At 66.8% G+C, this 12,190-nt stretch carries 13 protein-coding genes; 8 read left to right on the forward strand and 5 right to left on the reverse strand.

Annotated elements, in window-relative coordinates:
* Positions 1 to 677: 677 nt before the first annotated feature.
* Positions 678 to 1,865: a succinyl-diaminopimelate desuccinylase gene (dapE, locus tag ACP693_RS04065; protein WP_426018778.1), complete on the reverse strand. Its 1,188-nt coding sequence runs from the start codon at positions 1,863 to 1,865 to the stop codon at positions 678 to 680.
* A gap of 42 nt (positions 1,866 to 1,907) precedes the next feature.
* Here dapE and ACP693_RS04070 point away from each other — a divergent pair, with 42 nt between their 5' ends.
* Both ACP693_RS04070 and ACP693_RS04075 read left to right on the forward strand, forming a co-directional pair.
* The gene (locus tag ACP693_RS04070; protein ID WP_426018776.1) at positions 1,908 to 2,384 is read left to right on the forward strand and encodes a cupin domain-containing protein; all 477 of its coding nucleotides are present in this window, start codon (positions 1,908 to 1,910) and stop codon (positions 2,382 to 2,384) included.
* On the forward strand, positions 2,381 to 3,664 hold the full coding sequence (locus tag ACP693_RS04075; RefSeq protein WP_426018774.1) for an MFS transporter: 1,284 nt from the start codon (positions 2,381 to 2,383) through the stop codon (positions 3,662 to 3,664). Before ACP693_RS04070 ends, ACP693_RS04075 begins: the two co-directional genes overlap by 4 nt.
* A gap of 139 nt (positions 3,665 to 3,803) precedes the next feature.
* Here the strand turns inward: ACP693_RS04075 and ACP693_RS04080 are convergent, their stop codons facing one another.
* The gene (locus ACP693_RS04080; RefSeq protein ID WP_426018772.1) at positions 3,804 to 4,829 is read right to left on the reverse strand and encodes a 2'-deoxycytidine 5'-triphosphate deaminase; all 1,026 of its coding nucleotides are present in this window, start codon (positions 4,827 to 4,829) and stop codon (positions 3,804 to 3,806) included.
* Between the two features lie 81 nt (positions 4,830 to 4,910).
* Here ACP693_RS04080 and apaG point away from each other — a divergent pair, with 81 nt between their 5' ends.
* A complete protein-coding gene (gene apaG / locus ACP693_RS04085) occupies positions 4,911 to 5,318 on the forward strand; it encodes a Co2+/Mg2+ efflux protein ApaG (protein WP_271165250.1) in 408 nt (135 codons plus the stop codon).
* A 365-nt stretch (positions 5,319 to 5,683) separates the two neighbouring features.
* On the opposite strand, the gene ACP693_RS04090 is transcribed toward apaG, so the two are convergent.
* Positions 5,684 to 6,217 (reverse strand): GcrA family cell cycle regulator, encoded by a 534-nt coding sequence (locus ACP693_RS04090; protein ID WP_159848688.1) that lies wholly within the window; start codon positions 6,215 to 6,217, stop codon positions 5,684 to 5,686.
* Between the two features lie 229 nt (positions 6,218 to 6,446).
* Between ACP693_RS04090 and ACP693_RS04095 the strand changes: the two genes are divergently transcribed.
* The 5 genes from ACP693_RS04095 (at position 6,447) to argF (ending at position 11,219) form a co-directional block, all read left to right on the forward strand.
* Positions 6,447 to 7,277, forward strand: a complete 831-nt coding sequence (locus ACP693_RS04095; RefSeq protein ID WP_426019633.1) for an ABC transporter permease — start codon at positions 6,447 to 6,449, stop codon at positions 7,275 to 7,277.
* Positions 7,278 to 7,319: 42 nt separating this feature from the next.
* On the forward strand, positions 7,320 to 8,318 hold the full coding sequence (locus ACP693_RS04100; protein ID WP_426018770.1) for a M28 family metallopeptidase: 999 nt from the start codon (positions 7,320 to 7,322) through the stop codon (positions 8,316 to 8,318).
* Complete coding sequence (locus ACP693_RS04105) at positions 8,315 to 8,839, forward strand: YcxB family protein (protein WP_426018768.1); 525 nt, start codon at positions 8,315 to 8,317, stop codon at positions 8,837 to 8,839. Before ACP693_RS04100 ends, ACP693_RS04105 begins: the two co-directional genes overlap by 4 nt.
* Positions 8,840 to 8,929: 90 nt before the next feature.
* Positions 8,930 to 10,123, forward strand: coding sequence for an aspartate aminotransferase family protein (locus ACP693_RS04110; protein ID WP_426018766.1), 1,194 nt, complete (start codon positions 8,930 to 8,932; stop codon positions 10,121 to 10,123).
* 181 nt (positions 10,124 to 10,304) lie between these two features.
* Positions 10,305 to 11,219 carry an ornithine carbamoyltransferase gene (gene argF / locus ACP693_RS04115; protein ID WP_426018764.1) on the forward strand — a complete coding sequence of 305 codons (915 nt, stop codon included), beginning with the start codon at positions 10,305 to 10,307 and terminating at the stop codon, positions 11,217 to 11,219.
* 59 nt (positions 11,220 to 11,278) lie between these two features.
* On the opposite strand, the gene ACP693_RS04120 is transcribed toward argF, so the two are convergent.
* Together ACP693_RS04120 and ACP693_RS04125 are read right to left on the reverse strand one after the other, a co-directional pair.
* Positions 11,279 to 11,776: a pyridoxamine 5'-phosphate oxidase family protein gene (locus tag ACP693_RS04120; RefSeq protein ID WP_135193906.1), complete on the reverse strand. Its 498-nt coding sequence runs from the start codon at positions 11,774 to 11,776 to the stop codon at positions 11,279 to 11,281.
* Positions 11,777 to 11,836: 60 nt separating this feature from the next.
* A complete protein-coding gene (locus ACP693_RS04125; RefSeq protein WP_426018762.1) occupies positions 11,837 to 12,055 on the reverse strand; it encodes a hypothetical protein in 219 nt (72 codons plus the stop codon).
* Positions 12,056 to 12,190 lie beyond the last annotated feature (135 nt).

Here is a 12,190-nt window from a genome sequence, read left to right on the forward strand (position 1 = left end):
TGGGCCATACCCTTGGTTCTCCGTGAACTAGACCCCCTCCGAAATCTAGCGGACCCCATCCTGGTATAGCTAGCCTGACGCCGAAATGACCCTCGTCATATTGGTTTGTCCGCCAACCGCCGTTGATGCGGGCTCCACATGTCGCAGAGCCTAAGCCGACAGCCAAAAGGGCTTCCTTCATGCGAGGGGCCTCTTATCGGGATAGGAACCCAACGCGCTGTCCACCGATCAGCACCTCGACGGCATTCAGGTCGAATTTATTCGACGGGTCGGGCCGGACCGTGGCGATGCACTCGTGTTCGACGCCGTAGCGGGTATGCCCGCCGCATTGAGCCATAATCGCCCTTTGATAGTGGCTTTCGCCGACAACCTCTGTAGGGAAAGAGCCAGCTCGCCATTGAACGTGGCCCCTCTTAGGCAACAGTCCCGGCGGCGGCTCGATGCTTGAGCGTAGGGGACGCTCAGCTTGCGGCGATTTGGCCACCTCCGTTGAGCGTCCGAATAGTTTTGCAAACCAACCCACAGACATCCTCCAGAATTACAGCGAGCTAAGCTGGTCCTCGGTAGATCGTCCAGTATGTTTCCTTCCCGTCCTTCTCAGAACACACAAAAGGTCGGGTTTTGCGGGCGGACCAACTGCAGCCAGATTCAGCAGAATTGGCCAGTAACAGGTGTCGTTACAACCGTTCGAACACCGTCTCGATTACCCGACGATAGACCGCCGTCAGGGTTTCCAGCTCCGCCACCGGCACGCGCTCGTCGATCTGGTGCATGGTCTGGCCGACCAGGCCCAGTTCCAGCACCGGGCACAGGGCGCGGATGAAGCGGGCGTCGGAGGTGCCGCCGGTGGTGGAGGCCTCGGGCCGGCGGCCGGCGACGGCCTCGACCGCGTCCTGCACCGCCGCGACGAAGACGCCGGGCTCGGTCAGGAAGGCCTCGCCCGAGCACAGGTGCTCCAGCGTGATCTGTAGCCCGGTCTCGGCCTGCATGGCCCCGGCCTCGCGGTTCAGCCAGTCGATCAGTCCGTCGCCGGTATGGCTGGGGTTGAAGCGGATGTTCAGCCGCGCCTTGGCCTGGGCCGGAATGATGTTGGTCGCCGGATTGCCGATGTCGATGGTGGTGATTTCGAGGTTGGACGGGGGGAAGTGCTCGTAGCCATCGTCCAGCACATGGTCGTTCAGCCGGCTCATCAGCTTGGCAATCACCGGGGCCGGATTGGCCGCCCGTTCGGGATAGGCGACGTGGCCCTGTTTGCCGGTGACCGTGATCCAGGTGTTCAGCGAGCCGCGCCGCCCGACCTTGATCATGTCGGCCAGATGCTGCGACGACGAGGGTTCGCCGACCACGCAGGCGTCGATGACCTCGCCCTCGGCCGCCAGGGTCTCGACCACCCGTTTGGTGCCGTGCAGGGCCGGGCCTTCCTCGTCGCCGGTGATCAGGAAGGAGAGGGAGCCTTCGGGCTCGCCCTCGGCGATGACCTGGGACACGGCGGCGACCCAGGCGGCGATCCCGCCCTTCATGTCCACGGCGCCGCGTCCGTACAGCAGGCCGTCGCGGACCTCGGCGGTGAAGGGTTGCGACGACCACTGCTCCGACGGGCCGGTCGGGACCACGTCCGTATGGCCGGCGAAACACAGGTTGGGCGAGGCGGTCCCGCGCCGCGCATACAGGTTCTCGATCCGCGCATGGACCCCTTCGCCCCCCGGCCCCTCGAAGGCCAGCCGACGGCAGGTGAAGCCCAGGGCCGTCAGATGGCGTTCCAGCACGTCCATGGCCCCCTCGTCGGCGGGGGTGACGGACGGAATGCGGATCAGGTCGCGGGTCAGTTCGACAGGATCGATCACAGGAGTTGATGCGCGGCTCATGCAGCTATGCTTTAGGGAAAACACGCCAAGGCGAGAAGGCCCATGCCCAAGATCGACATCGACAGCGCGCCGAGAGGCGACGGCACGACCTATCCCGAAGAGTTCGCCGGCCCGTGCAAGCCGCGTCGCCGCTGGAAGTTGGGCGATGCAGCGGGCCTGACCCAGTTCGGCGTCAATCTGCTGCGCCTGCCCGACGGCGCCTGGTCCAGCCAGAGGCATTGGCACGCCGAGGAGGACGAGTTCGTCATGGTGGTCGAGGGGGAGGTGGTGCTGATCGAGGACGACGGCGAGACCGTCCTGCGCGCCGGCGACTGCGCCGGGTTCAAGGCGGGCGTGCCCAATGGTCACAGAATAGAGAACCGATCCGGCCGCGAGGCGGTGCTGCTTGAGGTCGGGACGCGCAGCCCGACCATCACCCCTTGCGACTATCCCGACATCGACATGGTGCTCCACGCGGGCGTCGACGGCTATTTCCACCGCGACGGCTCGCCATATCCGAAACAATCCAGACGCACGTGACCACAGAAACCATAGATACCGGCCCCGCCGCCCCGCCCGCGCCCCCAGAGGGCCCGTCCAGTCCATGGGGCATCCGCGACTTCCGCCTGCTGTGGTTCGGCCGGGTGGTCGCCGTGCTGGCGATCCAGATTCAGTCGTCGGCCCTGTTGTGGCAGGTCTATGAGATCGCCAGGCGGGATCATCCGATCGAGGAGGCCAGCCTGTATCTAGGTCTGGTCGGCCTGTGTCAGTTCCTGCCGCTGCTGGCCTTCACCCTGCCGGCCGGGGCGATGGCGGATCGTCGCGATCGCAAGCGCACGGTGTGGATTTCGATCCTGGTGGAGGCGGCCTGCGCGGGCTCGTTCCTCGCCATGGCTCTGCACGGGAACCCGCCCCTGTGGGGTCTGTTGGCCGTCGCCGCCCTGTTCGGCGCGGCGCGGGCGTTTCTGGCGCCGGCCAGCCAGGCCTTCCTGCCGATGGTGGTGGGCCGCAAGGCCCTGCCGCCCGCCATTGCGGCCCAGTCTATCGCCTTCCAGACCGGGGCCATCGCCGGCCCGGCCCTGGGCGGGGTGATCGTGGGGGTGAACGTGCCCCTGGCCTATGCGGTGTCGCTGGGCATGTTCCTGCTGGCCGTGGCGGCCTTCATCCTGATCCGCACCAGCGGCAAGCCCGCGCCCCAGGCCAATCCCCTGTCGCCCATCGAATCCGTCAAGGAGGGGCTGGCCTATGTCTACAAGACCAAGATCGTGCTGGGCGCCATTTCGCTGGACCTGGTGGTGGTGCTGTTCGCCGGCGTGGCCCTGCTGACCCCGATCTTCGCGCGCGACATCCTGCATGTGGGCCCGCAGGGGTTCGGCCTGTTGCGGGCGTCGTTCGGCGTCGGGGCGATGGTGGTGGCGATCTATCTGAGCCGTTACCCCATCGTGCGGCACGGCGGGCGATGGATGTTCGCGGCGGTGGCGGTGTTCGGGATCTGCACGGTGACGTTCGGCCTGTCCAAGATCGTCTGGCTCAGCGCCCTGGCCCTGCTGATCGGCGGCGGTGCGGACATGATCAGCGTCAATATCCGCCAGACCCTGATCCAGCTGGCCACGCCCGATCACATGCGCGGGCGGGTGTCTTCGGTGTCCATGCTGTTCATCGGCGCGTCGAACGAGCTGGGCGAGGCCTATTCCGGCGTCATGGTCCGGATGCTGGGCGCGGTCGGGGCGGCGGTGTTCGGCGGCTTCGGCGCTCTGGCGGCGACCGGGGCCTGGTCGGCGATGTTCCCGGGATTGCGGAAGGCCGACAAGCTGACGTGAGCTTCTCCCTCCCCTTTATGGGGAGGGACGATCGCGTAGCGATCAGGGTGGGGCCCGAAGGGGCGCGAGCGAGGTCCTGACTGCCCCACCCCGGCTGCGCTTCGCTGCGCCGCCCCTCCCCATGAAGGGGAGGGAGAGGTCACCACACCCTGAAATGCTTCGACAGCTTCAGGCCCTGGTTCTGATAGTGGCTGCCGCTCTCGCCATACAGGCGGCTGGGGCGTTCGGTCAGGGGTTCGTAGACCAGGCGGGCGACGATCTGGCCGTGTTCCAGCAGGAAGGGTGTGTCGTGGGTGCGGACCTCCAGCACGCCTTTCGAGCCCGCGCCGTGCGCCTCGTCCGTGCCGAAGCCGGGGTCGAAGAAGCCGGCGTAGTGGACGCGGAACTCGCCCACCGACGGGTCGATGGGGGTCATTTCGGCGGCCTGATCGACCGGGATCTCGACATCGTCTGACGAGGCCAGGATATAGAACTCGCCCGGATCCAGCAGCAGTTCGCCACGGCGTAGCGTCAGCGGCTCCCAGAAGTCGCGCGGGTCGTGGCCGTCGATATGGTCCAGATCGACCACCCCCGCATGGCGACGGCCGCGGAAGCCGACGATGTCGCCGCCCTGCAGATCCACGCCGACCGAACGGGTTTCAAGCTTGGGCGGATCGCCGGCCTTGAGCCGCAGCTGGTTCAACCGGGTGCCGGGCCGCACCAGGATGGAGAAGGTCTGGGGCGCGACCTCCATGTAGAGGGGCCCGTCATACCCCTCGGCCACATCATCGAAGCGGGCGCCCTGGTCGGTCAGCAGGCGCACGAAGACGTCGACCCGGCCGGTCGAGCTTTTCGGGTTGGCCCGCGCGATCAGGCCCTTGGGCAGTTTCAGCCGTTCTTGCAGGCGCACGATATAGACGCAGCCCTTTTCCAGCACGACGCCGGCGGGGGTGATCTCGATGGCGTGCATGGCGACATCGGCGATCCGCTCCTCGACCTTGCGCTTGCCGGGCAGGAAGGAGGCGCGGACGCGCCAGGCCTGGTCCGACAGGCGCAGGTCCAGGCTGGCGGGCTGGACCTGGTCGTGATCGAATTCTGTGTCCGACGTGATGGCGCCCGTGGCGATCAACGTCTCGATGGACTGGGCGGGCAGGATGCCGGGACGGGGCGCTTGGAAGGAGCTCATGGCGTCTGTCTCACACGGTTTTCGCGACTTGTCTCCAAGTCGCGCTTGCAGCCCGCGCGCGGCGGGGCGAGCATATAGCCCATGCACGATGGTCCTGCCTATACCGCCGAATCGAACGGCATCCTGATCCGGGTCCGGCCCAGCTATCTGGCGGGGCAGTCCGATCCCGACGAAGGCCGCTGGGTCTGGGCCTATCAGATCGAGATCGTGAACCTGAGCGGGTCGACGGTGCAGCTGATGGCGCGCCGCTGGACCATCACCGACGGTCACGGTCATGTGGAAGAGGTGCGCGGCCCCGGCGTGGTCGGCGAACAGCCGGTGATCGAACCGGGCGGCAGCTATGCCTATGCCTCGGGCTGTCCGCTGAGCACCGACAGCGGGTCGATGGTCGGCGCCTATTATATGACGGATGCGGATGGGCGCAGTTTCGAGGCGGAGATCCCGGCGTTCTCGTTGGACACGCCCGACGCGCGGCGGGTGTTGAACTAGGTTCGCCGCCATCCTCTTTCGTCATTCTCCGGCGCGCGCAGCGAGACCGGGGAAGCCAGCGGCGCGCGAGAGCGCGAACATGTCGCGGACGGGATGTTTGATGTTGGTGCGGCGGACGCATCGCCTTCGGCGCCGCTGGGTCCCCCGATCTGCGCCGCCAATACGCGGCTTGTCGGAGGATGACGAAAGCAAAAGGCGGATGGGGCTGCGTCAACCCGGATGAACCGCAGCCCCGCCCCTGAAGTCTCGCCGGCTTGCTTGCGCGAGCCGGCGAGGGGGAAGTCGGCTCCCTAGAGAGCATCTGTGACGCGGGAATGAACCGCGCGAAGCGCTGCGCTCAAGTAGCGCGAAGCGCGATAGCGCCCTTAGATGTACCGACGCAGGCTGCGGGCCAGGTCGGAACCGCTTTCCTTGGAGCCGCGACGGACTTGCGGCTGGTAGGCGACGCGGGCGTGTTCGACGCAATAGACGCCTTCCGAGGAGCGGCGGCCGCAGAAGCTGAACTCGCGCGACGACGGGTCGCCGATTGGCCATTTGCACATGTGGGCGCCCAGGGTCATCACCGTCGCCGTGCCCGGCAGATCCGGGATCGGGGCGGGGACGGGGGCGGCGGCCTGGACAGGCTTGGGCTGGACGGCCTCAAGACGGCGCGGGGCCGAGGGCTGGGCCGGGGCGGCCGGCGCGGGGCGCGGACGGGCGGTGCGGAAGGTCGCGGCGACGGTGCGCGCCGGTTGCGACGGGGCGGCCCGGCCCGACAGGCCCAGGCGGTGCACCTTGCCGATCACGGCGTTGCGGGTAACCCCGCCGCCCAATTGTTTGGCGATCTGGCTCGCGGATTGGCCCTCAAGCCAGAGCTTCTTCAGCGCGCCTACGCGGTCGTCGGTCCAGCCTGCGGTCATGCCACCCTCCAGCGAGTTTGGATTCAATATCTAGGTCCAGGCTCCCCCTCCGGGGTCTTGACCTACAACTAATCGTAAACCAGCCGTTAAGAGACGCAAGATGTGCGAATCAACCGTCCACAGAAACCAGATATTGAATCATCGTTAAGGTTAAGGCGGGGAGGTCGTTTTCTGGCGGATCGGGGGTGATCCCTTGCGAACCGCCACGGTCGAGCGCATCTGGCGGGCCATGACCGAGACCACCGACCTGATCTCCACCCGCCCCGCCGGTTTGCCGCAGCCGCGTCGCTATCCGGGGATCAACTGGATCGGGGTGCAGACGCTGTATCTGCGCGAGGTGCGGCGCTTCTGGAAGGTGGGCGCCCAGACGGTGGCGGCGCCGGTGGTGACGACGCTGCTCTATATGCTGGTGTTCGTGGTGGCGCTTCAGAACGCGCGGCCGCCGCTGCACGGCACGCCGTTTGCCCTGTTCGTCGCGCCGGGCCTGATCATGATGGCCATGTTGAACAACGCCTTCGCCAACGCCTCGTCCAGCCTGATCCAGGCCAAGATCATGGGCACGGCCACCGATTTCCTGACCCCGCCGCTCAGCCCGCTGGAGCTGACGCTGGGCTTCACCCTGGGCGCCGCAACGCGGGGCCTGGCGGTCGGTCTGGTGACGGCGATCTGCGTCCTGCCGTTCGCGCCGCTGGGCATCGCCAATATCTTCGCCATCGTCTGGTTCGCCCTGGCCGCCTGTTTCGTCATGGGCATGACCGGCGTGCTGGCGGGGTTGTGGAGCGAGAAGTTCGACCATCTGTCGGCGGTCCAGAACTTCATCGTCATGCCCATGACCTTCCTGTCGGGCACCTTCTATCTGGTCGAGAACCTGCCCGAACCCTTCCGCTCGCTCAGCCGCTACAATCCCTTCTTCTATCTGATCGACGGCTTCCGCTATGGCTTCATCGGCCATGCCGAGAGCAATCTGATGATCGGGGTCGTCGGTTCGGCCGTGCTGATGGTCGTCATGGGCGTCGTCTGCTGGCTGGTGTTCCGCTCGGGGTGGCGTCTCAAGAGCTAGATCGCTACCTGTTGCGGATCGCTCCCCCCCGAGAGGTCCGCCATGCTGTTCCGTTCGCTTGTCGCCGCCACGGCGCTGTTCGCCGCTGTTCCCGCCTTCGCTCAGGAGGCGACGCCTCAAGCTGGGGACCGCCCCGACATCGGCGCCGGCGCCGCCCAGTTCGTCAAGCCCACCAACGCCGAACGGACCCAGGTTCTGGTCGGCATGCTGACCACGCTGGGCTTCACGCCCGAAATCCAGGTCTTCGCCGGCGGCAACCAGGCCACCGGCCCGATGGAAGGCGCGAACGTCGTCGTCACGGTCGGCGAGGGCGCCAAGGACATCGTCCTGACCGCCCACTATGACGCGGTGAAGCTGCGCGACGGCACCCTGTCGCAAGGCATCGTCGACAATGTCGGCTCGGTCATGGCGATGATGGAGGCGGCCAAGACCCTGGAGATGGGGCTGGAGGGCCAGCCGGTCGCCCACCGTTTCGTCTTCGTCTTCACCGACCAGGAAGAGCTGGGCCTGCTGGGCGCCAAGGCTTTCCTGGAAAAGCACGGCAAGGACAGGATCGCCGCCGTCATCAACGCCGACGTCGCCGCCTACGGCCAGACGATCATGTATGGCGAGAACAACGGCGACCAGTCAGACTTCGTGCTGGAGACGCTGCGTAGCCTGTGCGCCGAGCGCGGCTTCGACTGCATGCCCTATCCGGTCTATCCGCCCAGCGACGACCGCGCCTTCTCGGCGGCCGGCGTGCCGGTAGTGTCGATGGGCACCCAGGACGCGGTCGGCGCCCACCAGATGTGGCTGGCCTTCAACGGCGGCGAGAACAATGGCCTGAAGGAAGGCTTCGTGCCGCCCGTCTTCCAGCGCATCCATTCGACCGAGGACAGGCTGTCGTATCTGAAGGGCGTGGACGTGGCCCGTTTCGGTCTGTTCATCGCCGACCTGGGTCTGGCCCTGGACAAGCGTCTGGTCGAGATCCAGGCCAAGGACGCCGCCGTCGCCGCCGAGACCGCCCCTGCCATCCCGGCGCCGGTCCCCAGCGCTCAGTGAGCATCGTCGTCGAGGTTTTCGGCGTTCAGCCGACGCCGAAGGAAGGCCGCGCCGCCATCAAGGCCTGGCCGACCATCCGTCGCTGGACGACCTGGCCGATGCTGTGGCTGGGCCTGTTCATGATGGCGACCATCCTCGTGGCGGCCTTCGATACCTATGGACCGGTGGCCTGGGTGGTCGGGTTGCAGCTCGCGGGCCTCTATGGCTTCGTCGGCCTCAGCATGCTGGCTCATCGGCGGGTCATGGCCGTGTCCCGCGCCGCGCCGATCTCGCAACGGCCGGTGTCCTGGCGTCTGTCCGCAGACGGCTTCGTCGTTTCCGCCGAGGAGCTGGAAAGCCGGGTGGGCTGGACCCTGGTCGCGGCGGCGGTCGAGGAGAAGGATCGCTGGATCTTCGCCCTGACGCCCAACAGCAACTTCATCCTGCCGTTGCGGGGTCTGGATGCGGACCAGATCGCCGCCGTTCGCGCCATCGTCGCCGACGTGCGGGCGAAAGGCGTGCTCGGCGCCGGTGTTGACTAACACCGTCACTAATCCGACAACGCCTGTCCGTATCAATCCGGCTCCGTCGCGCTCGCGGCGGGGCCGTATCGCTTTTGGAGGTCTTGGTCCGTGTCCACTGAACATCTGATGGGTGTCTACAATCGCGCGCCGCTGGAAGTGGAACGCGGCCGAGGCGCGCGTCTGTGGGCGACCGACGGGACCGAATATCTCGACTGCGTCGCCGGCATCTCGACCAACGGCCTGGGCCATGCCCACCCCGAACTGGTCCAGGCGGTCAAAGATCAGGCCGAGAAGCTGTGGCACGTGTCCAACATCTTCCGCATTCCGGGCCAGGAAGCCCTGGCCGACGCCCTGTGCGAGTCGAGCTTCGCCGACGTGGTCTTCTTCACCAACTCGGGCACGGAAGCCGTCGAGTGCGCGCTGAAGACGGCGCGCAAATATCACTCCGCCAACGGCGCGCCCGAGCGGATCGACATCTACGGCTTCGACGGCTCGTTCCACGGCCGGACCTATGGGGCCATCAACGCCGCCGCCAACCCCAGCTACACCGAGGGCTTCGGCCCGCCGATGCAGGGCTTCCACCAGCTGAAGTGGGGCGACCACGAGGCCATCAAGGCCGCCATCGCCAACCCCACGACCGCCGCAATCATCGTCGAGCCGGTCCAGGGCGAGGGCGGCTGCCGCGCCATGCCGGACCAGTGCCTGCGTGGGCTGCGCGAGCTGTGCGACGAACACGGCGTCCTGATCATCTTCGACGAGGTCCAGTGCGGCATGGGCCGGACGGGCAAGCTGTGGGCCCACGAATGGGCCGGCATGGCGCCCGACATCATGGCGGTGGCCAAGGCCCTGGGCGGCGGCTTCCCCATCGGCGCCTGCCTGGCCTCGGCCAAGGCGGCCAAGGGCATGACGGTCGGCGTCCACGGCTCGACCTTCGGCGGCAACCCCCTGGCCATGGCTGTCGGTCAAAAGGCGCTGAGCCTGATCAACAGCCCCGAGATCCTGAACAACGTCAACGAGATCGCCGGCTATCTGAAGCAGCAGTTCGTGGGCCTGCAGGAACGGTTCCCCGACGTGATCGCCGACGTGCGCGGCAAGGGACTGCTGATCGGGATCAAGCTGGTGCCGAACAATCGCGAGTTCATGGCCCTGGCGCGCGATACGCAAAAACTGCTGATCGCCGGCGGCGGCGACAACTGCGTGCGCCTGCTGCCGCCGCTGAACCTGACCCTGGACGAGGCCCGCGAGGCCATCGCCCGGTTCGAGGGCGCCTGCGAGGTCGCGCGCGAGAAGCTGGCGGCATGAGCGTCCCTCTCCCGCTGGGAGAGGGCTTGAGCCTCGCAGAGCGCAGCGATGCGTCAAGGCGAAAGGGTGAGGGTCGCACCTCACCGGCCAAGACCGAACCCTCACCCTTTCGCGCAAGTCCGAGCGCCTGCGGCTCTCGGGCGCTCAAGCCCTCTCCCAACGGGAGAGGGTGGAGGATGCCATGACCCGCCACTTCCTCGACATCCATCGACTCGAAGCCGCTGAACTGCGCGCCATTCTGGACGACGCCCATGCCCGCAAGGCTGCCCGCAAGGGCTGGCCCCAGGGGCGGCCCGACGCCGACGCGCCGGGCAAGGATCGCGTCCTGGCGATGATCTTCGAGAAGAACTCGACCCGCACCCGCTTCAGCTTCGACGCGGCCATCCGCCAGTTGGGCGGGTCGTCGATCATCGCCACGGCCGCCGACATGCAGCTGGGTCGTGGCGAGCCGGTGGAGGATACGGCCCGCGTCCTGTCGCGCATGGTCGATGCGGTGATGATCCGCGCCAATGACCACGAAGATGTCGAGCGCTTCGCCCGCGTCTCGACCGTGCCTGTGATCAACGGCCTGACCGACCGCAGCCACCCGTGCCAGATCCTGGCCGACCTGCAGACGATCGAGGAACATTCCGGCCCCATCGCCGGCAAGACCATCGCCTGGATCGGCGACGGCAACAATGTCTGCCACAGCTTCATGCATGCGGCGCCCAAGTTCGGCTTCCACCTGAACGTCGCCTGCCCGGCGGAATATCATCCCGACCTGCGCGACCTGGCCAAGGGCGCGAACGCCGTCACCCTGACCAGCGACCCGCGCGAGGCGATCAAGGGCGCCGACGTGGTCGTCACCGACACCTGGGTCTCGATGGGCGATCAGGATTATGAGGCGCGTCTGGCCGCCTTCGAATCCTATTCGGTGGACGAGGCCCTGATGGCCCTGGCCGATCCCGACGCCGTCTTCCTGCACTGCCTGCCCGCCCACCGGGGCGAGGAAGTCACCGACGCTGTCATCGACGGCCCGCGCTCCCTGGTCTGGGACGAGGCCGAGAACCGCATCCACGCCCAGAAGGCCGTCCTGGCCTGGTGCTTCGCGGGCTGAACGAGAAAAAGGGCGGACCCGATCAGGTCCGCCCTTTCTGACTTAATGGCGTCGGTCGCCTACAGCTTCACGTCCGACACGCCGCCGACGTCGGGCGTCGACTTGGTCAGGTTGGCCTTGAGGACTTCGTAGCCGAAGCCCAGCGCGCCCTTGTCGGACACCCAGACGCGGCCGTCGTTGGCGTCGAACCGGACCAGGGTCAGGTGCGGGTCGTCCTTGCCGTCGGGATACCAGGCGGCGACGACGGGGTTCCAGTATTTGTCGATCCGGGTGCGATCCTGGTCGATGGCCAGGCGACCGTGGATGCAGGCCTGAACCTTGCCGTCCTTGGCCTGGTAGCAGAACATCCCGTCCTGACCGCCGCCGGCCACGTCACGGGCGAAGTCGGTGTCGTCACGGGTGAAGAACCAGATGGTTCCGGTCTCGTCCTCGCCATAGCCGGTCATGGGCTGATGGTGATAGCCGGGCTTGTCCAGGCCCAGCATCCCGGTGTTGGACTCCTTCAGGCTTTTCCAAAATTCCTTTTCCGCCTCGGCGGCGGTCAGCTTGTCGGTCATGCAGCATCTCCTTGAGTGAGCTGCAGGATCAACAGACCGGCCGGGTTCGGGTTCCTAAGGCTAAGCTCCGGGAACCCACGGCGCGCGTTCGGCGCCGAACAGGGTCGCCAGGTGGATCAGCAGCAGCATGGCGATGGCCGCAGACCCGACCATCAAAAACCGCCACGGCATCATGCGCGGCCCCTTGAGCGGGTCGGGCGGACGCGCCCCGCGCCAGCCGGTGAAGACCATGACGGCCAGGGCCAGGGCCAGGAAAATGAGGGTTGTCGTCAAGCTCATGCGCCGCACGTGGCGAAGCGCGCGCCGCTTGGCAAGCGAACCCTTGCCGGGAGGTTAATCTTCACACTGCATTAACCGAGATGATTCACTAATCCCGGCGTCTGGAGGCCTGTCCACAGGATTGGAAGATCGCCG

This window comes from Brevundimonas sp. TWP1-3, from assembly GCF_049896085.1.
Classification (GTDB): Bacteria; Pseudomonadota; Alphaproteobacteria; order Caulobacterales; family Caulobacteraceae; genus Brevundimonas.